21 protein-coding genes are annotated in these 23374 nt (G+C 69.2%); 14 read left to right on the top strand and 7 right to left on the bottom strand.

The window, feature by feature from the left end:
• The first annotated feature begins 117 nt into the window (after positions 1 to 117).
• The 10 genes from N800_RS09855 (at position 118) to N800_RS15380 (ending at position 12862) form a co-directional block, all read left to right on the top strand.
• Positions 118 to 2280, top strand: a complete 2163-nt coding sequence (locus tag N800_RS09855) for a S46 family peptidase (RefSeq protein ID WP_036137764.1) — start codon at positions 118 to 120, stop codon at positions 2278 to 2280.
• Between the two features lie 243 nt (positions 2281 to 2523).
• Entirely contained in the window at positions 2524 to 3165 is a 642-nt protein-coding gene (locus N800_RS09850; RefSeq protein ID WP_036137761.1) for a histidine phosphatase family protein, read from the top strand.
• A 53-nt stretch (positions 3166 to 3218) separates the two neighbouring features.
• The gene (gene folC / locus N800_RS09845; protein ID WP_036137896.1) at positions 3219 to 4505 is read left to right on the top strand and encodes a bifunctional tetrahydrofolate synthase/dihydrofolate synthase; all 1287 of its coding nucleotides are present in this window, start codon (positions 3219 to 3221) and stop codon (positions 4503 to 4505) included.
• Positions 4506 to 4586: 81 nt separating this feature from the next.
• Positions 4587 to 5588, top strand: coding sequence for an SPOR domain-containing protein (locus N800_RS09840; protein ID WP_036137758.1), 1002 nt, complete (start codon positions 4587 to 4589; stop codon positions 5586 to 5588).
• Positions 5589 to 5624: 36 nt separating this feature from the next.
• Entirely contained in the window at positions 5625 to 6188 is a 564-nt protein-coding gene (locus tag N800_RS09835) for a CvpA family protein (RefSeq protein ID WP_052108137.1), read from the top strand.
• Positions 6189 to 6224: 36 nt separating this feature from the next.
• Positions 6225 to 7694 carry an amidophosphoribosyltransferase gene (gene purF / locus N800_RS09830; protein ID WP_036137756.1) on the top strand — a complete coding sequence of 490 codons (1470 nt, stop codon included), beginning with the start codon at positions 6225 to 6227 and terminating at the stop codon, positions 7692 to 7694.
• A complete protein-coding gene (locus N800_RS09825; protein ID WP_036137754.1) occupies positions 7691 to 8491 on the top strand; it encodes a ferritin-like domain-containing protein in 801 nt (266 codons plus the stop codon). The genes purF and N800_RS09825 overlap by 4 nt, the downstream gene beginning before the upstream one ends.
• A gap of 195 nt (positions 8492 to 8686) precedes the next feature.
• Positions 8687 to 10990, top strand: coding sequence for a TonB-dependent receptor family protein (locus tag N800_RS09820; RefSeq protein ID WP_156962948.1), 2304 nt, complete (start codon positions 8687 to 8689; stop codon positions 10988 to 10990).
• A gap of 54 nt (positions 10991 to 11044) precedes the next feature.
• On the top strand, positions 11045 to 12280 hold the full coding sequence (locus N800_RS09815) for an alkaline phosphatase D family protein (RefSeq protein WP_198032518.1): 1236 nt from the start codon (positions 11045 to 11047) through the stop codon (positions 12278 to 12280).
• A gap of 99 nt (positions 12281 to 12379) precedes the next feature.
• The gene (locus tag N800_RS15380; RefSeq protein WP_052108136.1) at positions 12380 to 12862 is read left to right on the top strand and encodes a COG3650 family protein; all 483 of its coding nucleotides are present in this window, start codon (positions 12380 to 12382) and stop codon (positions 12860 to 12862) included.
• Between the two features lies 1 nt (position 12863).
• Here N800_RS15380 and lpxH read toward each other — a convergent pair whose 3' ends face one another.
• On the bottom strand, positions 12864 to 13592 hold the full coding sequence (lpxH, locus tag N800_RS09800) for a UDP-2,3-diacylglucosamine diphosphatase (RefSeq protein WP_036137749.1): 729 nt from the start codon (positions 13590 to 13592) through the stop codon (positions 12864 to 12866).
• Positions 13593 to 13776: 184 nt separating this feature from the next.
• Here lpxH and gltX point away from each other — a divergent pair, with 184 nt between their 5' ends.
• Both gltX and N800_RS09790 read left to right on the top strand, forming a co-directional pair.
• Positions 13777 to 15183 (top strand): glutamate--tRNA ligase, encoded by a 1407-nt coding sequence (gltX, locus tag N800_RS09795; RefSeq protein WP_036137747.1) that lies wholly within the window; start codon positions 13777 to 13779, stop codon positions 15181 to 15183.
• Positions 15184 to 15192: 9 nt separating this feature from the next.
• On the top strand, positions 15193 to 15690 hold the full coding sequence (locus N800_RS09790) for a transcriptional repressor (RefSeq protein ID WP_036137745.1): 498 nt from the start codon (positions 15193 to 15195) through the stop codon (positions 15688 to 15690).
• Between the two features lie 79 nt (positions 15691 to 15769).
• Here N800_RS09790 and N800_RS09785 read toward each other — a convergent pair whose 3' ends face one another.
• The 3 genes from N800_RS09785 to N800_RS09775 all read right to left on the bottom strand — a co-directional run bounded on the left by N800_RS09785 (position 15770) and on the right by N800_RS09775 (position 19964).
• Positions 15770 to 16324: a DUF1003 domain-containing protein gene (locus N800_RS09785; RefSeq protein WP_036137741.1), complete on the bottom strand. Its 555-nt coding sequence runs from the start codon at positions 16322 to 16324 to the stop codon at positions 15770 to 15772.
• Between the two features lie 75 nt (positions 16325 to 16399).
• Positions 16400 to 17635, bottom strand: coding sequence for an MFS transporter (locus N800_RS09780; RefSeq protein WP_036137739.1), 1236 nt, complete (start codon positions 17633 to 17635; stop codon positions 16400 to 16402).
• Between the two features lie 145 nt (positions 17636 to 17780).
• Positions 17781 to 19964, bottom strand: coding sequence for a TonB-dependent receptor (locus N800_RS09775; RefSeq protein ID WP_084087470.1), 2184 nt, complete (start codon positions 19962 to 19964; stop codon positions 17781 to 17783).
• A gap of 83 nt (positions 19965 to 20047) precedes the next feature.
• On the opposite strand from N800_RS09775, the gene N800_RS09770 reads away from it, so the two are divergent.
• On the top strand, positions 20048 to 20458 hold the full coding sequence (locus N800_RS09770; protein WP_036137736.1) for a MerC domain-containing protein: 411 nt from the start codon (positions 20048 to 20050) through the stop codon (positions 20456 to 20458).
• Positions 20459 to 20601: 143 nt separating this feature from the next.
• A complete protein-coding gene (locus tag N800_RS09765) occupies positions 20602 to 20793 on the top strand; it encodes a 30S ribosomal protein THX (RefSeq protein WP_036137733.1) in 192 nt (63 codons plus the stop codon).
• 128 nt (positions 20794 to 20921) lie between these two features.
• Here the strand turns inward: N800_RS09765 and hutI are convergent, their stop codons facing one another.
• The 3 genes from hutI to N800_RS09750 all read right to left on the bottom strand — a co-directional run.
• Entirely contained in the window at positions 20922 to 22151 is a 1230-nt protein-coding gene (gene hutI / locus N800_RS09760) for an imidazolonepropionase (protein ID WP_036137730.1), read from the bottom strand.
• A gap of 9 nt (positions 22152 to 22160) precedes the next feature.
• A complete protein-coding gene (locus N800_RS09755) occupies positions 22161 to 22667 on the bottom strand; it encodes a methylated-DNA--[protein]-cysteine S-methyltransferase (protein ID WP_036137727.1) in 507 nt (168 codons plus the stop codon).
• A partial coding sequence (locus N800_RS09750; protein ID WP_198032517.1) for a DNA-3-methyladenine glycosylase family protein occupies positions 22664 to 23374 on the bottom strand: 711 nt, incomplete at its 5' end. The genes N800_RS09750 and N800_RS09755, both read right to left, overlap by 4 nt.

The raw sequence follows: 23374 nt of genomic DNA, 5'->3' as shown, positions 1-23374 counted from the left end.
CCCCATCGCCACCCTCCGCCCACCAACCCACCCCAACCCCGTGCCAGAAGTCACAGGCTAACGCCCCCCGTTCCCCGCTAGACTCGCCCATTCGATTTTCGCAATGGGAGTACGTGCATGCGTCATACGGTGTTGGCCACGGCGATCGCGCTGGCCGGAATGGGGGCCGCGGTGGCGGGCGAGGGCATGTGGGTGCCGCAGCAGCTGCCGGAAATCGCCGGCCCGCTGAAGAAGGCAGGCCTCAAGCTGAGCCCCAAGCAGCTGTCCGACCTCACCGGTGACCCGCTGGGTGCCGTGGTCTCGCTGGGCGGCTGCACCGCCGGCTTCGTCTCCCCGCAGGGCCTGGTTGCCACAAACCACCATTGTGCCTACGGCGCCATCCAGCTCAACTCCACCGCGGAGAAGAACCTGATCCGCGACGGCTTCTATGCCGCGACCCCGGGCGAAGAGCTGTCCGCCGGACCCAACGCGCGCATCTACGCGCTGGACTCCATCCAGGACGTGACCGCGCAGGTCAAGGCCGCCGTGGCCGCCGCGCCGGATGCGCTGGCCCGCACCAAGGCGGTGGACGCGCTGGAGAAGAAGCTGGTGGCCGAGTGCGAGGCCGAAGCCGGCTACCGCTGCCGGTTGTACAGCTTCTCTGGCGGCAACGTCTACCGCCTGTTCCGCAACCTTGAAATCAAGGACGTGCGCCTGGCCTACGCCCCGCCGAGCAGCGTGGGCAAGTACGGCGGCGACGTCGACAACTGGATGTGGCCGCGCCACACCGGCGACTTCTCGTTCTACCGCGCCTACGTGGGCAAGGACGGCAAGCCGGCGGCGTTCTCGCCGGACAACGTGCCGTACCAGCCCAAGCACTGGCTGAAGATCGCCGACAAGCCGCTGGGCGAGGGCGACTTCGTGATGGTGGCCGGCTACCCGGGCCGCACCGCGCGCTACGCGCTGGCCACCGAGTTCGACGACACCGCCGGCTGGACCTACCCGACCGTGGGCCAGCACTACAAGAACACGATCGCGATGATCGAGGCCGCCGGCGCCAGGAACCCGGACATCGCGGTGAAGTACGCCGCGACGCTGGCCAGCCTCAACAACACGATGAAGAACTACGAGGGCCAGCTCGAGGGCTTCAAGCGCATCGGCGCCGCCGAGACCAAGCGCAAGGAAGAGGCCGAAGTGTTGGCGTGGCTGCGCGCGCAGGGCGAAGCGGGCAAGGCCGGTCTGGACGCGCACGCCAAGCTGGTCGAACTGGGCGATGTGGCCCGCGCCACGCGCGAGCGTGACCTGGTGTTCGCCAACCTGCGCAGCACGGGCGTGTTGGGCGCGGCGTCGCAGCTGTACCGCCTGTCCATCGAGAAGGCCAAGCCCGACGCCGAACGCGAGCAGGGTTACCAGCAGCGCGACATGCCTGCGCTGGAAGGCGGCATGAAGCAGATGGAGCGCCGCTACCACCCCGACATGGACCGCGAGCTGCAGCAGTACTGGCTGCGCGAGTACATGAAGCTGCCGCAGTCGCAGCGCGTGGCGGCCGTGGACAAGTGGCTTGGTGGCAACGACGAGAAGGCCATCCAGCGCGCGCTGGACAGCCTGGCCAAGAGCGAGCTGCGCAACGCCGACAAGCGCATGGCGCTGATCGGTGCCGACCGCGCCGCGTTCGAGGCCAGCAAGGACCCGGCCGTGCAGTTCGCCGTGGCGGTGATGCCGACCGTGCTGCAGCTGGAGGAGACAAGCAAGACCCGCGCCGGCGAATCGCTGCTGGCGCGCCCGGCGTACCTGCAAGCGATTGCCGACTACAAGAAGAGCAAGGGTGAGTTCGTCTACCCGGACGCCAACTCCAGCCTGCGCATCACCTTCGGCAACGTGACCGGCTACACCAAGCTGGACGGCAGCAAGCAGCAGCCGTTCACCCTGCTGGAGCAGATCCCGGCCAAGGACACCGGCGTGGATCCGTTCGACGCGCCGAAGGCGCAGCTGGACGCCATCGCCGCCAAGCGCTACAGCGGCCTGGCCGACAAGCGCCTGGGCACGGTGCCGGTCAACTTCCTGTCCAACCTGGACATCACCGGCGGCAACTCCGGCTCGCCCGTGCTGGACGCGCAGGGCAAGCTGGTCGGCCTGGCGTTTGACGGCAACTGGGAATCGGTCAGCTCCAACTGGGTGTTCGACCCGGTCATGACCCGCATGATCGCCGTCGACCAGCGCTACATGCGCTGGATCATGCAGGAGGTGTTCCCGGCCCCGGCGCTGCTGAAGGAAATGAACGTGGCGCCGAAGGGCAAGTAAGCCCTCGCCCACAGGCGCAGTGCGAAGAACGCCGGCCCCGCGCCGGCGTTTTTCTTGCTGCGCGGCAAGTAACGCGGAGCAACGTTAGCGTGATGCGGTCACTCGTTCGCCCTGGTCGCGCGTCGGCGCGACGACAGGCATTTGCGACCGTCGCCGTACACAAGGTTGCGACCGCAACCGTTGCAGCGCCGAAGCGGTCTGCTAGGCTCCGTTCTCCCGCGACATCCCCACGTCAGAGTCACCATGCGCATCCTGCTTGCACGCCACGGCGAGACCCCGTGGAACGCCGAGGGCCGGTACCAGGGCCAGGAAGACATCCCGCTCTCGCCGGTGGGCGAGGGCCAGGCCCGCGCGCTGGGCGAGCGCCTGCGCGAAGTGAGCATCACCCGTGCGGTGGCCTCGCCATTGCGCCGCGCGCGCTACACCGCGGAACTGGCGCTGGGCCAGCGCGACCTGCCACTGACCCTGGACCCGGGCCTGATGGAAATCGCCCACGGCACGTGGGAAGGCCTGCTGGCCAGCGAGATCCGCGAGACTGACCCCGAGCGCCTGCGCCAGTGGCGCGAGGCACCGCACGAGGTGCTGATGCCCGAGGGTGAGTCGCTGCAGCACGTGCTCGACCGAGCTTGGCCTGCTTTTGCCCGCGCCACCGAGGGCCTCGGCGATGGCGACACGCTGCTGGTGGTCGCCCACGATGCGGTCAACCGGGTATTGCTGTGCAAGATCCTGGGTATCCCGTTGGCGCAACTGTGGGGTTTCCGCCAGGCTCCGACCACCATCAACCTGCTCGAAGGCCCCGACGTGGACCACCTGGAGGTGGTGCGGCTGAATGACTGCAGCCACCACACCGCGCTGTTCGGGGAAGCGGTGCACCGGGCGTTGTGATGCAATAGGCGCCCCCAACGCTGCATTCCGCCCCTCGGGGCGGGCCCGTGACCTTGAGCAAGCCCACCACGCTGGCCGACTGGCTGGCCCATATCGAACGCCAGCACCCCAAGTCCATCGACATGGGGTTGGACCGCGTGCGCGCCGTCGCCACCGCCATGGGGCTCGATCGCCCGGCCAAACGGGTGATCACCGTGGGCGGGACCAACGGCAAGGGCTCCACGGTGGCCTTCATCGAGTCGATCGCGCGCGAGGCGGGCTGGAAGGTCGGCGCCTACACCTCGCCGCACCTGCTGGCCTACAACGAGCGCGTGCGTCTCAACGGCGCCGACGCCGACGATGCGTCGCTGGTCGCCGGTTTCGAGGCGGTCGAGGCCGCGCGTGGCGACGTGCCGCTGACCTATTTCGAGTACGGCACCCTCTGTGCCCTGTGGCTGTTCCAGCGCGCCAAGCTCGACCTGGCGGTGCTGGAGGTGGGGCTGGGCGGGCGGCTGGACGCGACCAACCTCGTGGAGCCGGACGTGGCGGTGATCACCACCGTCGACCTCGACCACCAGGACTACCTGGGCGACGACCGCGAGGCCATCGGCGCGGAGAAGGTGGGCATCGCGCGGGCCTGGAAGCCGCTGGTGCTGGGCGACGACATGCCGCCGTCGAGCGTCCTCGGCCACGCCTACGCCATCGGCGCCTCGGCGGTGCGCGCGCGCTGTGACTTCTTCTTCGAGCCGGTGGATGCAGATACCTGGCGCTGGCGCGAGGTAGGTTTCCGCGTGACCCTGCCGCGTCCGCAACTCGCGGCTCCGGTGCAGCTGCGCAACGCGGCCATTGCCATTGCCGCCGTGCGAGCGCTGCCCAAGCCGCCGCCGCGGCAGGCGCTGGTGGCGGGTGTCGCCAACGCGCGGCTTGCGGGCCGCCTGCAGCGGTTCGAGCGCGACGGCGTGGAGATCGTGGTCGATGTGGGCCACAACCCGCAGGCCGCCGGCGAACTGGCCGAGTGGCTGAAGTCGTTGCGGGCCCAGCCGGATGCCGCTGCGGGCGTGACCCGGGTGGTATACGCCGCGCTGGCCGACAAGGACGCGTCCGGGGTGGTCGAAGCCCTGGCAGGGCAGGTGGACAGCTGGTATCTCGGCGGCCTGGACGAGCACGGCCCACGCGGCACCAGCGTGACCGCGCTGGCGGCGCGGCTGGCCGGCACGGCCGCTGCGTCGGCCGCCCGGTTCACGGACGTGGCGCAAGCGCTCGCCGCCGCGCGTCGCGAGGCCAAGGCAGGTGATCGCATCCTGGTGTTCGGCTCCTTCCATACCGCGGCGGACGCGCTCGTGGCGTTGGCGGCTGAATGAACCGCCACCCGGGCGGCCGGTCCCCGGCCCGCGCCCGGGTATAATTCGCCCGGCATTTCCGCCCGTGGCGTGCGAGATCCGATGGAACCTGCCCTGAAACAGCGACTGATCGGTGCGACGGTGCTCGTCGCCCTCGCGGTGATCTTCCTGCCGATGCTGATCAAGGGGCCTGCGCCGGAGAGCGGCGTTTCCGACGTGCCACTGCAACTGCCGGACACGCCGGAAGGCGATTACGAAACCCGTGAACTGCCGCTGGTGTCGCCGGGCGCGACCCCGGCTGGCGGAGCGCTGGGCATGGAAACTGGCCCGGACAAGCTGCCCACCGTGGACGCCGATGCCGCCGTCGCTGCCCCGGCCGACAGCGGGATGATGCCCGCGCCAACCGCCGGCGGCAGCCATGCCGTCACGTTCGGCAGCTATGCCACCGCTGCCGACGCCGAGCGGGTGGTCGCGGCCCTGACCGCCTCGCAGCTGCCCGGTTACCAGGCGCCGGTGAAGACCGCCAGCGGCCGCACCCTGTACCGCGTGCTGATCGGGCCTTATTCCAACCAGGCCATTGCCGAATCCGCGCGCCTGCGCGCCGCGCACGTGCGCGACGACATCGATGCCAAGGTGATCGTGCTGGACGCCGAGGCCGACAGCGGCACCGGCGCGCCGGCCACCGCCTCCGTGTCGCAGCCGGCGCCGCTGGCCTCGGCGTCGGTCTCCAAGCCCGTCGCGCTGGCCGAGGCCAAGCCTGCGGCGACCACGCGCCTGCCGGAGGCTGCGCCCAAGCCTTCGGCGACGACGGCCAAGCCGACCGCGGCGACGCCCGTGGCGGTGCCCACGCCCAAACCGGCCGCTTCCAATGTCGGCTTCGCCGTGCAGCTGGGCGCGTTCAGCAATGCCGACGAGGCCACGCGCTTGCGCGATCGCGCGCGTGCCGCCGGTTTCAGTGCCTTCGTCGAATCGGTGCGTACCGACAAGGGCACGCTCAGCCGCGTGCGCGTGGGGCCGGTGGCCGACCGCGCCGCTGCCGAGCGCCTGCAGGCGCAGGTGGCATCGAAGCTGGGCGTGAGCGGCATCGTCCGCCCGCATCCCTGACGTCGCGTTACTCCTGCTTTCGAGGCGCGCGACCGGATGGGTGCAGTTGACTGGGTATTGCTGGCCATCATCGGTGCGTCGGCCCTGCTGGGCGTGATGCGCGGGTTTGTCGGCGTGGTGGTCTCGCTGCTGGCGTGGTTGCTGGGCGGCTGGGTGGCGTTCCGCTACGGCGGTGACGTTGCGCTGCTGCTGGCCTCCGACGGCGAGCCCGGGGCGACCGGGTTGTTCGCCGGCCACGCGCTGGCCTTCATCGCGGTGATGGTGGTGGTGGGCGTGGTGGGCTGGGTGGTGCGCAAGCTGGTGCAGTCGGCCGGCCTGGGTGGCATGGACCGGACGCTGGGCCTGGTGCTGGGCGTGCTGCGCGGCGGTTTCATCGCCTGCGCGCTGGTGCTGGTGCTGGCGCTGACCTCGCTGCCGCGCGAACCGCAGTGGCGCGCCTCACCGGTGGTGCCGGTGCTGGTGCCCGGCGCGCAGTGGCTGCGTGGCTGGCTGCCCGACTGGGTGGCGGCGCAGGTGGATTTCAATGGCGAAAGCGGTGCGATGGCACCGGATTCGCAGGACAAGGCGGGGGCATTGCCGGCGCCCGCAATCGGCGGCTGAGTCCGCACTCATTCCAGATCAGCAGGATTACTTCCCATGTGCGGCATCATCGGTATCGTCGGCCAGAACGACGTCGCGGCCCAGCTCTATGACGGACTGACGGTGCTGCAGCACCGCGGCCAGGATGCGGCGGGCATTGCCACCGCGGACGGGCGCAAGCTGCGCGTGCACAAGGGCAATGGCCTGGTCAGCGACGTGTTCAACGAAAACGCCATGGGCCTGTTGCAGGGGCACATGGGCATCGGCCATTGCCGCTACCCGACCGCCGGCAGCGAAGGCTCGGACGAGGCGCAGCCGTTTTACGTCAACTCGCCGTTCGGCATCGCGCTGGCGCACAACGGCAACCTGATCAACACCGAAAAGCTGCGCCGCGAGGTCTTCGAGGAGGACCGGCGCAACGTCAACACCGAGTCCGACTCGGAGGTGTTGCTCAACGTCTTTGCCCACGAGCTGGACGGACAGAATGCGCTGACGCCGGAAGCCGCATTCAAGGCGGTGGAAGGCGTGACCCGGCGCTGCGTGGGCGGCTATGCGGTGGTGCTGACCGTGCTGGGCCTGGGCCTGGTGGCGTTCCGCGACCCCAACGGCATCCGCCCGCTGGTACTGGGCAAGCGCGTGGTCAACGGCCGCGACGAGTACGCGGTTGCCTCCGAGTCGGTGGCGCTGGACCTGATCGGCTTCGAGCGCGTGCGCGACGTGCGCCCGGGTGAAGGCGTGGTGATCACCACCGAAGGCCAGCTGCATACCCGTCAGTGCGCCGAGCCGGGCAAGTTCGCGCCGTGCATTTTCGAGTACGTGTACTTTGCCCGTCCGGACTCGATGATGGACGACGTGTCGGTGCACAAGGCGCGCATGCGCATGGGCCAGGCGCTGGGCGAGAAGATCCTGCGCCTGATGCCCGACCACGACATCGACACGGTGATCCCGATCCCGGACACCTCGCGTGATGCCGCGCTGGAAATAGCCAACACCATCGGCGTGAAGTACCGCGAGGGGTTCATCAAGAACCGTTACGTGGGCCGCACCTTCATCATGCCGGGGCAGGGCCAGCGCGCGAAGTCGGTGCGCCGCAAGCTCAACCCGATTCCGCTGGAGTTCCGCAACCGCGTGGTGCTGCTGGTGGACGACTCGATCGTGCGCGGCACCACGTCGCAGCAGATCGTGCAGATGGCCCGGGATGCCGGTGCGCGCAAGGTGTACCTGGCCTCGGCGGCGCCGCCGGTGCGCTATCCCAACATCTACGGCATCGACATGCCGTCGGCCGAGGAGCTGGTGGCGCACAACCGCACCGAGGAAGAGGTGCAGAAGCTGCTGGGTTGCGATTGGCTGATCTACCAGGACCTGGATGCGCTGGAGACCTCGGTGTCGGGGCCGAAGCACCGGATCGAGAGCTTCGACTCGTCGTGCTTCAACGGGGAGTACGTGACCGGGATCGAGGAAGGGTATTTCGAGCGCATCAAGCAGATGCGGTCGGATGAGGCGAAGAAGGTTCGGCGCTCGGCTTGAACCTGTTTGACGCCGCGCGCGCATGCCTGGACGCCGCCTCTCCCGAGGGGAAGGTGGCGGCCACGTTCGCGGCGGCCGAGTCGTTTGAGCGCGATGAGTTGGCGATTCCGGAGGACGCACCGGCGCCTGGGGCGATTCGCATGCCGGGGCGGCCGGAGCGGCCGTTGCTGGTGCATCCGCGCGATCTGCCGAAGCGCGGCCTGGGCACGCCCGAGGGGCGTGCGGCGTTCGTGCACGCCATCGCGCACATCGAGTTCAACGCCATCGACCTGGCGTGGGATGCGGTGTACCGCTTCCGTGGATTGCCACGTGAGTTCTACGCGGACTGGGTAGAGGTGGCGCGCGACGAGGCGCGGCACTTCGAATTGTTGCGTGCGCGGTTGCAGCAACTGGGCCACGACTACGGTGACTTCGACGCCCACAATGGCTTGTGGGAAATGGCGGAGAAGACCGCGCACGACGGCCTGGCGCGCATGGCGCTGGTGCCGCGGGTGCTGGAGGCGCGTGGCCTGGACGTGACGCCGGGGATGATCGTGAAGCTGCGCGCGATGGGCGATGCGGACACGGTCGCCATCCTCGAGGTGATCCTGCGCGAGGAAGTGGCCCACGTTGCCGCTGGCTCGCGCTGGTTCCGCTGGTATTGCGAGCGCGTGGGCGTGGAACCGCGCAGCACGTTCCGGGCGTTGCTGGCCGAATACGCGCGCGCGGTGCTGTATGGCCCCTTCAACATTGAAGCGCGCGCCGCGGCCGGTTTTGACGAGGACGAACTGGCCGCACTGAGCCAGTACGCGGGCTGATCCGCGGCCCTCATCGGCGTGCAGGGCAGGGTGCGGCTGCTTTGCTGCGTTGGCCGCGCATGTTTGCATTTTCAGCGTTCTGCAAGATCGCTGACACATCGCTTTCATCCGATGTGTTCAAGCTGCGGCGCTTCGCTCTGTACGCCGCCGTAGGGCGAACCACTCACGTGGCGGCCTCTGATGGAACTCCTGAACATGACGACGAAGACGACGATCCTCGCCGCCTCGATCCTGCTGTGCCTGCACGCCGGGATGGCGAACGCGGAAGCGGTCAGCAACGAAGCCCAGACCCTTGCCGGCGCGGCCGGCGCCACCGCCGCAGGCGACGACGCCACCACGCTGGACACGATCTCGGTGGTGGGTACGGGGCAGACCCGCCAGGTGCAGTCGATCGGCGCGGTGGAGCTTGAGCGCGCCGCTGCCGGCACCAGCCCGCTGAAGGCGATGGCCAAGCTGCCGGGCGTCAACTTCCAGAGTTCCGACCCGTGGGGCAACTACGAGTGGTCGAGCAAGCTGAGCATCCGCGGCTTTTCGCAGCAGCAGCTCGGTTTCACCCTGGACGGCGTGCCGCTGGGCGACATGAGCTACGGCAACCACAACGGCCTGAGCATCGGCCGCGCCACGATCAGCGAGAACCTGTCGGCGGCCGAGCTGTCGCAGGGCAGCGGCGCCATCGACACCGCATCCACCGGCAACCTGGGCGGTACGCTGCGCTTCTTCACCGCCGACCCGTCCACCGAGTACGGCGTGCGCATCGCGCAGACGCTGGGCAGCAACGGCACCACCCGCACCTATGGCCGCCTGGATACCGGCGACCACGGCGGCTTCAGCGCCTACCTCAGCGGCAGCTTCCACGATGCCGACAAGTGGAAGGGCGATGGCCCGCAGCGTAACGCCCAGGTCAACGCCAAGGCGGTGTACGCCACCGACAGCCTGACCCTGAAAGGCTACGTGGCGACCTCGCGCCGCCGCGAAACCGACTACGCCGACCTGTCGCTGCAGTCTGCCAAGCGCCTGGGCATGGACTGGGACAACTTTGCCTATGACTGGCAGCGCGCCATCGACGCGGCCAACTGCTACCAGGCCTACAAGGCCGATGCCGCCGCGCAGAAGGCGTGCCTGCAACAGAACGCCGGCGTGGACAGCATCGACGACGCGTACTACATCGCCCGCGGCGTGCGCGACGACGACCTGGCCTATGTCAGCGCTGAATGGCAGGCCAGCGAGCGGGTGACGCTGGGTGCCACCACCTACTACCACCGCAACGAAGGTCAGGGCCACTGGGCCACGCCGTACGTGCCGTCGCCAAATGTGCCGATCTCGGTGCGCACCACCGAGTACGACATCGAGCGCACCGGCGTCATGCCGACCGTGGCCTTCGACCTGGGCGCGCACCGCCTCGAGGCCGGCCTGTGGCTGGAGAAGAACGCCCACGGCGTGCAGCGCAACCACTACTTCGTGCCGCCCGACAGTCCGCCGGACGGCCTGCACTTCCTGCGCCAGCCGGACATCCGCGTGTTCCGCCAGCGCTTCGATACCGACACCCGCCAGTACTACGTGATGGACCACATGGAGTTCGCCGATGGCGACTTCGCCGTGGACGCGGGCTTCAAGGGCACGCGCGTGGAGATAGACGGCAAGCGCCTGATCGGCAGCCGCGCCGGCGGCAAGCTGGAGGCCGAGGACAACTTCCTGCCGCAGGTCGGCGCGCGCTGGCGCTTCACCGCCAACGAGGAGCTGTTCGGTTCGTACAGCGAAAACATGTCGGCGTTCCGCAGCGGCGTGAACGGGCCGCACTCCACCTCGCAGGCGGCGTTTGACGCAGCCGTGGCCGATCTGGAGCCGGAAACCTCGCGCACCATCGAGGCCGGCCTGCGCACCAGCCGCGATGCGTTCCAGGCCTCGGTGGCGCTGTACCGAGTGGACTTCGAGAACCGCCTGCTGGCCATCGCCCGCTGCGCCGGCATCGTGGGCTGCGCGGCGTCGTTCGCCAATGTCGGCGACGTGGAGACGCGTGGTGCCGAGCTGGTGGCGCAGTGGAACCCGACTTCGGCATTCACCTGGTACAACTCGCTGTCGTTCAACCAGTCCGAGTACGCCTCGGATTACGTGGATGGCGTCAACGTGATCCCGGCCAAGGGCAAGCAGGTGGTGGACGCACCGGAACGCCTGTTCGCCACCGAGCTGCGCTGGGCGCAGGGCGGCTTCGAGGCGCAGCTGGGCGCCAAGTACACCGACGAGCGCTACCTCACCTACCTCAACGACTCCAAGGTCGATGATTTCTGGGTGGCCGATGCGTCGGCGTCGTATCAGTGGACGGGGTTGTCGTGGGCGGAGTCGCTCAAGCTGCAGCTGAACGTGACCAACCTGTTCGACAAGGAGTACTTCTCCAGCCTCGGCACCAACGGCTTCGTCACCTCGGATCCGACCGGCCTGAACTACACGCTGCAGGCTGGCGCGCCGCGGCAGGTGTTCCTGACCGCCGACATCCGCTTCTGACCCACGTTGCAGGTGTCCGGGCCGGTGTGGCCCGGGCACCGCTGGAGAGATCACATGCGAATCATGCAATGGGCCGCCATGCTGACGCTGGCGGCATGTGCGCTTCCGTTTGTTGCCACCGCCACCGCTGTCCCGATCGCTGCTGCCCCAGTTGTCGCGACCGGTAGTTCCCATGCGGTGGCTGCCACGCGACCCGGCCCGGACGTGGTGGCGATGTCGTCGTCCACGGCCATGGCCACGGCTGGCGCCAATGAAACCGCCCCTTGGCCCGTCGCCGACGCGGCGATGACCCGCATCGCCTTCGGTTCATGCTCCAAGGAGTCGCTGCCGCAGCCGATCTGGGATGCGGTGCTGGCCGCGCAGCCGGAGCTGTTCGTGTTCCTTGGCGACAATGTCTACGGCGATACGCGCGACATGGCGGTGTTGCAGGCCAAGTACCGCAAGCTGGCCACCATCGACGGCTTCCACCGCCTGCGCACCACCACGCCGGTAGTGGCAACCTGGGACGATCACGACTTCGGCGAGAACGACGCCGGCGGCGACTACCCGATGAAGGAGCAGAGCCGGCAGATCTTCCTGGACTTCTGGGGCGAGCCGGCGGAGTCGCCGCGCCGTGCGCGCGACGGCGTTTACGACAGCTACACCTTCGGCCCCGAAGGCCGGCGCGTGCAGGTGATCCTGCTGGACCTGCGTTACAACCGCACGCCCATCCGCACCTCGCCGTTCCTCAAGGACGAGGCTGCCTACCGGTCGTGGGCCAAGCGCGAAGGCGATGCCGGCCGCGAAGTGCCGGGTCCCTACGTTCGCGAGCCCGATCCCGCCGCGACCATGCTTGGCGAGAAGCAGTGGGCGTGGCTGGAGGAACAACTCCGCCAGCCGGCCGACGTGCGCCTGATTGGCTCCAGCCTGCAGGTGTTGGCCGACTTCCCCGGCTGGGAGGCGTGGGTCAACTACCCGCACGACCAGCAGCGCCTGTTCCGGATGATCCGCGACACCCGTGCCAACGGTGTGGTGCTGCTCAGTGGTGACACTCACTACGGCGAGCTTTCGCGGCTGGAGGGCAACGTGCCGTATCCGATGTACGACCTGACCAGCAGCGGCCTGACCCAGGTGTGGCACGTGCCGGTGCCCAATGCGTTGCGCGAAGGCGGTTCCTTGTTCCGCCAGGCCAACTTCGGCCTGGTCGAGATCGACTGGGAACAGCGTCGGCTCGCACTGAACCTGCGCGATGCCGAAGGCAAGGCGTTGTTGCGACGCGAGATCCCGCTGGCGGAACTCAAGGTCGATTGAACATAACGGTGGCCGCGTTCGCGCCTGCATGCCCGCATGCCTGCGCGGGCGCGGTGCGGCATGGGTAAGATGAGTCACACCCTTTCCGTGGGCATTTCCATGCGAACCATCGCCGTGCTGCTGGCCGTCAGCCTGGGCTTGCTGGCCTGTTCCAAGGAGGCGGCCGATGCGTCGGCTCCTGCCGCGGGCCCCTACGGTGACGCGGTGTCGGCACCGCCGGCCGAAGAAGTGCCACAGCCCGCTGCCGATGGCAGTGCACCCGGTCCGACCGGTCCGGAGGCCGACGAAACGGCCGCCACCTTCAAGGCGCGCGGCAACGAGCCGTTCTGGTCCGTGCAGGTCGAAGGCACCACCCTGACCTACGCCACGCCGGAACTGCTGCCGGGCAAGGTGCTGCAGGCGCAGCGCCAGAACCACGCCACGGGCGTGACGTTCAGCGGTCAGGACGACGGCGGCGCGTTCACCCTCGATATCGAACGCCGCCCGTGCCAGGACACCATGTCCGACGAGTCGTTCGAGTTCACCGCCACGTTCCGCTACGGCGGGCAGACCCTGCAGGGGTGCGCCAGCCGCGGGCCGTGATTCAGGCCAGCGCGGCCAGTTCCATGCCGCTGGCGTCGACCCGCAGCACCGAGCCCTGGTCGTACCAGTCGCCCAGCACCACGCGGCGGCGCTCGCGCCCGCCAGCCTGCAGCGCATGCACCGCCGGGCGATGGGTGTGGCCGTGGATCAGCGTGTCCACGCCGTAGCGCGCCAGCGTGGCCTCCACCGTGGTCGGTGCGACGTCGGTGATGGTTTCCATGCCGCCCTGCATGCCCGCCTGGTGCGCCTTGCTCGCCGCGCGCGCCTGTTGGGCGAAAGCGAGGCGGGCCGCCAGCGGCTGCGACAGGAACTGGCGCTGCCACTCCGGGTTGCGGGTCTGCGCACGGAAGGCCTGGTAGGCGGTGTCGTCGGTGCACAGCAGGTCGCCGTGCATCAGCAGGGTGGGCTTGCCGTACAGCACCACCACCGCCGGGTCGGGCAGCAGCGTCATCCCGGCGCGACGCGCGTAGTCGGCGCCCAGCAGGAAATCGCGGTTGCCGCGCATGAAGTACACCGGCACTCCCGCCTCGCGCAGCGCGCGCGTGCCCGTGGCCACCGCCGCTCCGACATCCGACGGGTCGTCGTCGCCCACCCAGGCCTCGAACAGGTCGCCGAGGATGTACAACGCGTCGGCCCGTGTCGCCTCCTCGCGCAGGAAGCGCAGGAACAGTTCGGTGACGGCCGGGCGCTCGGCATCCAGGTGCAGGTCGGAGATGAACAGCGTGGTCATCGGCAGATTGTAGAAGCTCGTGCTGCCGGCGTCGTGTGCGCAACCACCGGCTACCGTTGGGGGCACCGGCTGGCGTGGCCGGTGCCGGGGAGCAGAGCCGAGGTCGGCCAGCGCCCGTGGGCGGTGCGGGGGTTCGCCGCCAACTGCGGGTAAAATGACGCCTTTCCGCCCGAGTCGCCCCCGCATGACCTGCCGCACCCGCTTCGCTCCCAGCCCCACCGGATACCTGCACATCGGCGGTGCCCGCACCGCGCTGTACTGCTGGCTGGAGGCGCGCCGCCGCGGCGGCGAGTTCGTCCTGCGCATCGAGGACACCGACCGCGAGCGCAGCACGCAGGAGGCCATCGACGCCATCCTGCTGGCGATGGACTGGCTGGGGCTGGACTATGACGAAGGCCCGATCTACCAGACCCACCGGGTCGCCCGTTACAAGGAAGTGGCGGAGCATCTGATCGCCGCTGGCAAGGCGTACTACGCCTACGAGTCGAAGGACGAACTGGACGTGATGCGCGAGGCCGCCATGGCCAAGGGCGACAAGCCGCGCTACAACGGCGCCTACCGCGAACAGAACGCGCCGTACCGCGACGACCCCAACCGCGTCATCCGCTTCAAGAATCCGCTCGATGGCGTGGTGGCGTGGGACGACAAGGTGAAGGGCCGCATCGAGATCGCCAACAGCGAGCTCGACGACCTGGTGATCTTCCGCCCGGACGGCTACCCGACCTACAACTTCGCCGTCGTCGTCGACGATCTGGACATGCAGATCACCGACGTCGTGCGTGGCGACGACCACATCAACAACACCCCGCGTCAGATCAATCTGTACGAGGCGCTGGGCGCGCCGGTGCCGCATTTCGCGCACCTGCCGATGATCCTGGACCCGGAAGGCGCCAAGCTGTCCAAGCGCACCGGTGCCGCCGACGTGATGCAGTACCGCGACATGGGCTACCTGCCGCACGCGCTGCTGAACTACCTGGTGCGGCTGGGTTGGTCGCACGGTGACCAGGAAGTGTTCTCCATTGAGGAGATGACGCGCCTGTTCGACCTGAAGGACGTCAACTCGAAGGCGTCGCGCCTCGACCCGGCCAAGCTGGGTTGGCTCAACCAGCAGTACCTCAAGGCCGATGCGCCCGAGGCCGTGGCCAAGCACCTGGAATGGCACCTCAAGGCGCAGGGTTACGACCTGGCGCGCGGCCCCGCGCCGGCCGACATCGTCATTGCGCTGCGCGACCGCGTGCAGACGCTGAAGGACATGGCGGAGCGCGCGGCGGTGTGGTTCCAGCCGCTGACCGAGTACGACGACGCGGCCGTGGCCAAGCACCTGACTGCCGCCGCGCAGGCGCCGCTGGCCGACGCGCGCGCGCGCCTCGCTGCGTTGCCGGCATGGACCGCCGAAGCCGTGGCTGCCGCGCTGCACGAGGCCGCAGAAGCCTGCGGACTGGGCATGGGCAAGGTGGCCCAGCCGATGCGCGTGGCGATCACCGGCACCCAGGTCAGCCCGGACATCTCGCACACCGTGTACCTGGCCGGCCAGGCCGAGGCGGTGAAGCGCATCGACGCCGCGCTTGCAAAGCTGCCGGCGAGCGCCTAAATCAGGGGCATGAGCCACTCCCACGCCTGCACCGACCCGCAACACCACGTCCACGATGGCGATGCCTACGTGGCGGAGGTGGAGCGGGCGTGCGAGTCGCGTGGGCTGCGGCTCACGCCGCTGCGGGCCAGCGCACTGCGCCTGATTGCCGACTCGGGCAGGCCGATGAAGGCTTATGACCTGCTCGATCTGATGAAGCAGACCCATGACGCGGCCGCACCGCCGACGGTGTACCGCGCGCTCGATTTCCTGCTCGAGCACGGCTTTATCCACAAGCTCGCCTCGATCAACGCCTTCGTCGCCTGCCACCATCCGGGTGCGCCCGCGCACGCGGTGCCGTTCCTGATCTGCGACCAGTGCCAGAGCGCGACGGAGCTGGAGGACGAGCGCATCGTGCAGACCCTCGACACCCGTGCGCGGGCATTGGGTTTCACGCCACGCAGCCAGACGCTGGAAGTGCATGGCGTGTGTGCCCAATGCGCAGCCGCCAGCAAGGCAATCGACTGATCCAAGCGATACGTGTGGCGATTGCGGGGGGCGGGATTGCCACCCGTGCGTTTGCCGCACTCGTGCCCGTGCAGGCGCGCTAACCCCGCGCTTCGCGCTCCTGCAGCAACCGCTCGATCATCGCCAGCTGCCGTTGCTGCTCGGCGAGCATCGCGGCCAACTGCTCGTCGCGCATGCGATCCAGCTTCTCGTGCAGCGACATGATCTCCAGCTCCGCCTTCAGGTTGACCTCGTAGTCGTGCGCGGCCGTGACGCGGTCTTTTTCGGCCTGCCGGTTCTGCGACATCATGATCACCGGCGCCTGCACCGCTGCCAGCATCGACAGGATCAGGTTGAGGAAGATGAAAGGGTAGGGATCGAACGGGTGGCGCAGCACCACCACCGTGTTCAATACCACCCACGTCACCAGCACCAGCGCGAACAGCAGGATGAAGCTCCATGAGCCGCCGAACTTCGCGATCCGGTCCGCGAGTCGCTGGCCGAACGTCAGCCCCTCTTCGTAGTCCGCGTGTGGGTCGCGGGCGATGGGCTTGCGGTGCGAGAGCCGCACCAGCAAGTCGCGTTCGATCTCGGTGAGCTCGTTGCGGCCATGCTCCAGCAGTGACTGGGCTAGGTGCCGGATCTGTTCGCTCATGGCCGGGTCCTCGGCATGGATTGGGACCAGTCTAGTTCGCCGCGGGTGTGTTGCACGCACCCGCGCGGGCGGGTCTCACGCCGGCGCGGCTTCCAGCCCCAAGGGACGCTCGCGGATGGGCAGGTTGATGATGGCCGCCCCCAGCGCGAGGGCCATGTCGGCGTACCACATCCAGGTGTAGTCGCCGAAACGTTCCATCACCAAACCGCCCACCCAGGCGCCAAAGAAACCACCGATCTGGTGCGATAGCAGGGTGAGCCCGAAGAGCGTTCCCAGGTAGCGCGGTCCGAACAGCTTGGTGATGAGCCCCGCGGTGGGCGGGACCGTGGCAAGCCAGGTCAGCCCCAGTCCGGCCGAGAACAGGAAAAACGTCATCGGTGTCGGTGGCGAGAGCAGGTACACGGCAATCAGCAGCGTGCGGCTGGCGTACATGGCCGCGAGGATGTACTTCATGCGGTAGTGCTGGCCTAGCCAACCCGCGACCAGGCTGCCGCCGATGTTGAACAGGCCGATCAACGCCAGGCTCAGTGCCGATACGTTTGCCGACAGCCCGCACATTGCGATCTCGGTGGGCAGGTGGGTGACGAGGAATGCCACGTGCACGCCGCAGGTGAAGAAGCCCAGGTGCAGGTACCAGTAGCTGTGGTCGCGCGCGGCGATGCGCAACTGCTCGCGCAGTCCGAGTGCGGCGACGGCGCCACCGTCGGTTCCGGGAGTAGTCGCGGGAGTGGCGGCCTTCCGCCGTCGCAGGGGCCATGCCAGCGGCAGCGTGGCCAGCGCGGTGGCGGCGAGCGCCCACAGCGCGGCTGCCCATCCTGCGGCGGCAATCACCGCCTGCACGAAGGGCGCGAACAGGAACTGCCCGAGGGATCCGCCGGCATTGATCATCCCCGCGGTCATCGAGCGCTTCCGCGCGGGAATGTGTTGCGCCGTGGCGCCGATCAGGATGGAGAAGCTGCCCGCGCCCGCACCGGCCGAGGCCATCACCCCCAAGGTCAACAACAGGCCCCAGCCGCTGGGCAGCGCAGGGGCCAGCAGCAACCCCACCACCAGCAACAGGCTGCCGGCCACCAGCACCCGTCCGGGCCCGTGCTGGTCGGCGACGATGCCGAACAGCGGTTGCGACGCGCCCCACATCAGCTGGCCCACCGCGAGCGCAAAGCTGATCTCGGCGATGCCGAGGCCGGTATCACGGCCCAGCGGCGCCACCAGCAGCCCCAGCGACTGCCGGATGCCCATGGTCACCAATAGCGTGGCGGTCGCCGCAAGGACGAGGGGCCAATAGCGGGGTGCGTGAGCGGTGTGGGTCATCCTGTCGTTGATACACCGGCGTTCGCGCGGCGGTAAACACCACCATCGTCGCGAGGTACGGCGGGTGGGCGCAACGACGAAGGCCCGCCGTGGGGCGGGCCTCGCAGGATGGCGTGCCGGTTACGGCAAGGCGGGGCGCGCGCCGTCAGAAGAACGCGCGCACGCCCACCACCACGCCACGCCCCGACAATGGGGCCATTTCCTTCAGGAACGAGGTGTGCGGGCGGGCCTCCTCGTCGAGCAGGTTGCTGCCGTCGACGAAGAGCTCCAGACCGTTGCCGGCGGCGGTGTCCAGGTGCCAGGCCACGTGCGCGTCGACCAGCGTGTAGCCGTCGGTGGGCAGTTCGTGCGCGGCCACGCGGTCCTGCTTGGCGTAGCGCACCGCGCCCAGCGAGGCGCGCCACGGGCCGCGCTCCCAACGCAACTCGGCGCCGGCGCGCGACGGCGCGATGCGGGGCAGGTTGCCCCCCCGCGGCAGTTCGGCCACCAGCGTTTCCAACTCGCCTTCGTGTTCCAGGGGGAAAGCCACCTCGCGGGTGTCGTGACCGGCCAACGTGGCGCGAACCACGTCGCCGAACACACGCAGGTCCCACTGGCCGCTGGCGTTGTCGGCGAACGCCCAACTCGCCTCGGCTTCGGCCCCGTTGAAACGGGCGTCGCCCTGCGTCCACAGGCGGACCGGGACCTCGTGTTCAACGAGGCCGGTGTCCGCCAGGTAGATGTAGTCGTCGAAGCGCACGTGGTACACCGATACGCTGGCCTTGAACGGGCCCTGGTGCCAGTGGATGCCCAGTTCCGCGCGGTTGGCGGTTTCCACGTCCAGCGTCGGTGAGCCCATCTCGAAGCTGGCGGTGGCCACGTGCAGACCGCTGGAGTAAAGCTCCTCGGCAGAGGGCGCGCGCTGCGCGCGATCAAGCCCGAACATCACGTGGACCGGATCAATCGGCTCCCACTTCAGTCCCGCGGACAGGCTGGTGGTGTCGAACTCGCGATCCGGGCCGATGGCCACGGCATCGTCCACGTCCACGCGGTTGCGGTCGTGGCGTGCGCCGACTTCCAGCTTGAGCGGGCCGACATCACGCTGGCCGATCCAGAACAAGCCGGCATCACGCGACGTGGAACCGGGTACGAATGCCTCGTCGCCGATGGCGACGAATTCGCGCTGTCCCCATTGCAGGCCCAGCGCACCGTTCCAGCCGGCCAGCGGCCGGTGGACCAGTTCGAAGCGCGCCTCGGTGCTGTCGTTGTCGAACACCGTTCCGACGGCATCACCCTCGTACTCGGTGTGGGTGTACTCGGTGCGGGCGACCTTGGCACGCAGCGACTGGAACGGCCCGACCTCGTCGAGGCCCGCACGCAGCTCGGTGCGGCGCTGGTCCATGCCGATGTTGACGCCGTCGCCGTGGGCGTCGCCTTCCTCTCCTGCCTCACCGCCGTGGGCGTGGCCGCCGCCGGGGATGCCATAGCGCGAGTTGAACAGGCTGTAGCCCATGCCCACGAAACCGCGCGCGCCCACCCACGACACGCCCAGCGCACCGCTGTCGGTGCGCACGAAGCTGTTGGGCATCAGGCCTTCGTCGGCGGGGTCGGGCTGCTCGCCGTGTTCGGCCATCAGCCGCGCGCTTTCCGCGTGGCCGGGGATGTCGTAGTCGCCGGTCTCGCGATGCAGGGCGTCGAAATGGAAGACCATGTGCCCCGAGGCCGACGTGCCGTCCAGGCGCACCATGCCGGTCTTCTCGTCGTTGACGCTGCCGGTGCGCAGCTCGGCGCGGCCCTGCAGCGGCTGCGCGGTGGCGGCGGTGGGTACGCGGCCGTCGACCACGTTCACCGCACCGCCGATGGCGCCGCTGCCATACAGCAAGGTGGCGGGGCCCTTGAGCACTTCGATCTGGTCGGCCAGGAACGGCTCGATGCTGACCGCGTGGTCCACGCTGACCGTGGACACGTCGCCGCTGCCGAGGCCGTCACTGACCACCTGCACGCGCGCGCCGTCGAACCCGCGGATGATCGGGCGGCCCACGCCAGGCCCGAAGTAGGAGGACTGCACGCCCGGCAGCTTGTTCACGGTCTCGCCCAGCGAGTTGGCCTTGGCCTCGTCCAACTTCTCCCCGGTCAGCACCTCCACCGGGCGGGTGAGGTCCTCGGCGGTGCCGGCCAGCGGCGTAGCCTTCACCACCACCGCATCCAGGTCGACGGCGTCATGCTCGTGCTCCTGCTCGGCCTGCGACTGCTGGGGCGCGGCGGCGTGGACTGCGGGCAGGGTGAGGGCGAGGGCGATGGCCAGCGGCAGACGGGCGGGCAGGCGGGCTGGCAGACGAAGGCAGTTCATGCGGCGGTGGCGTTCCATGTGGCCAATTGCCCAGAATGTTATAGTATTGCAATTGTGGATTCACCCTCCCGGAAGTCACGGACATGCCCGTTCACCCCACTCGACGTCTGCTGGACCGCCTCGGCGCCATGGGTTCGCTGGTGTGCGCGGCGCACTGCGCGCTGATTCCGGTGGTCATCGCCCTGCTGCCGTCGCTGGGACTGGCCAGCCTCAACAGCGACGCCTTCGAGGCGGCGTTCGTGGTGTTTGCCACGCTGCTGGGGCTTTTCAGCATCGTCTGGGGCTACCGCCGGCACCACGCCATCCGCGCGATCTCGCTGCTGGCGCCGGGGCTGGTGGTGCTGTGGACGGGCGTGCTGTACGCCCCGCTGCATCACTCGCTGGTGCCGCACGCGGTGGCGATGACCCTGGGCGGCACGCTGGTGGGGCTGGCGCACCTGGCCAACCTGCGCCTGAACCACGGGCACGTGCACGACGCCCAGTGCGCGCATTGAGGCGGCCAAGGGGCCGCTTGTGCTAGGCTTTGCGGCCTCGCGCGCGACCGCCGCGATCCCGATTCGGTGCCGGTGACCGGGCAGGACGTCCGGGCGCGGCATCTATTTCCATTGTTTATCTGTACTAGTTCAGGAGCACGACCATGGGTAAGGGCGACCGCAAGACCGCCAAGGGCAAGCGCTACAACTCCAGCTACGGCAACGCCCGTGCGGCCAAGGCCGTGACCAAGGCGACCGGCAGCGCCGCTTCGCCGGTCGCGAAGAAGGCGACCAAGACCGTGGCCAAGGCTCCGGCCAAGAAGGTCGTGGCCAAGAAGGCTGCCTCCAAGGAGTAAGCGCCTCGCGGCGTTGACAAAAAGCCCCGCCATGCGGGGCTTTTTTGTGGGCGGCATCTGGCCCTGCGGATCGGCTGCGAAACCGCGGGGCCCCGATGGCCGGCGGCGTGAGCCGGCCCGGCCGGGCGTCAGCTGATGCGCCGACCACCCGCGTAGACCGCGTCGGCAAGGCGACCGCCCAGCCAGTAGCACAGCTCGGCCGGATGCCCCACCTGCCACTGGACGAAGTCGGCACGCGCACCCACGCGCAACACCCCGCGGTCGGTCAGGCCCAGCGCGTGCGCGGCATGCACGGTGGCGCCGCGCAGGGCCTCCTCGGGCGTCAATCGGAAGTGGGTGCACGCCAGCTGCATGGCCTGGCGCATCGACAGCAGTGGCGAGGTACCCGGGTTGCAGTCGGTGGCGACGGCCATTGGCACGCCGTGGACCCGGAACGCGTCCAGCGGCGGCAGCTTCGTCTCGCGCAGCACGTGGAACGCGCCCGGCAGCAGCACCGCGACGGTGCCGTGCGCGGCCATCGCCCGCACGGAATCCTCGCTGGTGTACTCCACGTGGTCAGCCGAGAGGCCGGAGAACTCGGCCGCCAGCGCCGCGCCGCCCAGGTCGCTCAACTGGTCGGCATGCAGCTTGACCGGCAGGCCCAGCGCGCGCGCCGCCTCGAACATGCGGCGGGTCTGCGCCGGGGTGAAGCCGATGCCTTCGCAGAAGGCGTCCACCGCATCGACCAGGCCTTCGGCATGCAAGCGTGGCAGCCAGTCGCAGGCGGCGTCGATGTAGTCGTCGGCACGTTCCTTGTATTCCGGTGGCAGCGCGTGCGCGGCGAGGTAGGTGGTGCGCACGGTGACGCCCAGTACCTCGCCCACGCGGCGGGCCACGCGCAGCATCTTGCGCTCGCTGTCGAAGTCCAAGCCGTAGCCGGATTTGATCTCCAGCGTGGTGGCGCCATCGGCCAGCAATGCGCGGGCGCGGGGCAGCGACTGCCGCAGCAGTTCGTCCTCGCTGGCTTCGCGGGTGGCGCGCACGGTGGACAGGATGCCGCCGCCGGCACGGGCGATGGCCTCGTAGCTGGCGCCCTGCAGGCGCAGTTCAAATTCGCGTGCGCGGTCGCCGGCGAACACCAGGTGGGTGTGGCAGTCGACCAGGCCGGGCGTGATCCAGCCGCGGGCCTCGATCACTTCGCGGGCAAGGCGATCCGGGCTGTCGGGCAACGCGTTGCGCGGGCCGACAAAGGTCAGCACGCCGTCGCGCCAGCCCAGCGCGCCGTCGGTGATTTCGCCGTAGCCGGTATCGCTGTCGAGCGTGGCCAGCGCGGCACCCAGGATCAGGCCATCCCAGGGAGGCGTCGGGGTATCGGTCATCCGCGCATTCTAAGCGGCCGGCGCGAACAGGTCGTCGCGCGGCAGCGCACCCTCCAGTTGCAGCAGGAAGCGCTTGGTCGGCAGGCCGCCGCCAAAGCCGGTCAGGCTGCCGTCCGCGCCGATCACGCGGTGGCAGGGCAGCACGATCGGCAACGGATTGCGGCCGTTGGCCGCGCCCACCGCGCGCATCGCCGTCGGCTTGCCCACGCGGTTGGCCAGCTGCGCATAGCTGATGGTCTCGCCGAACGGGATCGTCGCCAGCGTTGCCCACACGTCGCATTGGAACGCGGTGCCGCGCGGCGCCAACGGCAGGTCGAAGGCGCGCCGCGTCCCGGCGAAGTACTCGGCGAGTTGGCGTGCGGTTTCGCGCAGGACCGGGTGGTCGCCTTCCTGCCAGTCCGTGCCGCGGCGCACGCGGTGCCGCGACTCGTTGAACTCGATGGTGTGCAGGCCGCCGTCGTCCGCGGCGAGCAGCAACGGGCCGACGGGACTGTCGATGGTGGTGTGCCGGATCATGGCGTGGCTCCGGTGGAGCGGCCTCTCCGGGCCGGCTTGGCGATGGTGGGCGAAGGTGCGGGTGATGTGGACAAGGTGGACGAGATGCGAGCGGCGGGGGCGCTGGGTGCGTGCCGAGCGGCGCGGTTGGCCTGCGCCGGTCTGCGTGCGTCCGCCTTCGAAGCCGCATCGCGCCACAGGTGGATCACGGCGTAGGCGCGCCAGGGCCGCCAGTGTTCGGCGAGGGCGGCCAACGCCTTGCCCGTGATCGTGTCGCCTTCGCTCGCCTGCTGGCGCAGCACCAGGTCGTCGGTGGGGAAGGCGTCGGGGTGGCCGAGCGCGCGCATGGCGATGTAGTGCGCCGTCCACGGGCCGATCCCCGGCAGGGCCACCCAGCGTGCGACGAAGTCATCCAGCGTGCGCTCGGCATGGAAGTCGACGCGGCCGTCGAGCAGCGCCTGGGCCACGCCGCGCACGGTGTCGGCACGGCTGCGGGTCAGGCCGATGCTGGCCAGGTCGGCATCGGCCAGCGCCTCCGGTGTCGGGAACAAGCCGTCCAGGCCTTCGCCTAAGGGCGTGGGCAGCGGTTGGCCGTAGCGGTGGGCCAGCCGGGTGGCCAGCGTGCGCGCGGCGGCGACGCTGACCTGCTGGCCCAGGATCGCGCGCACCGCGATCTCGAAACCGTCCCAGCCGCTGGGCAGGCGCAGGCCCGGCTGCCGCGCCAGCAG

The sequence above is a fragment of the Lysobacter daejeonensis GH1-9 genome (assembly GCF_000768355.1).
Taxonomy (GTDB): domain Bacteria; phylum Pseudomonadota; class Gammaproteobacteria; order Xanthomonadales; family Xanthomonadaceae; genus Aerolutibacter; species Aerolutibacter daejeonensis.
The sequence above is the reverse complement of the archived record's forward strand: the minus strand, read 5'-3'. Positions and strand labels throughout refer to the sequence as shown.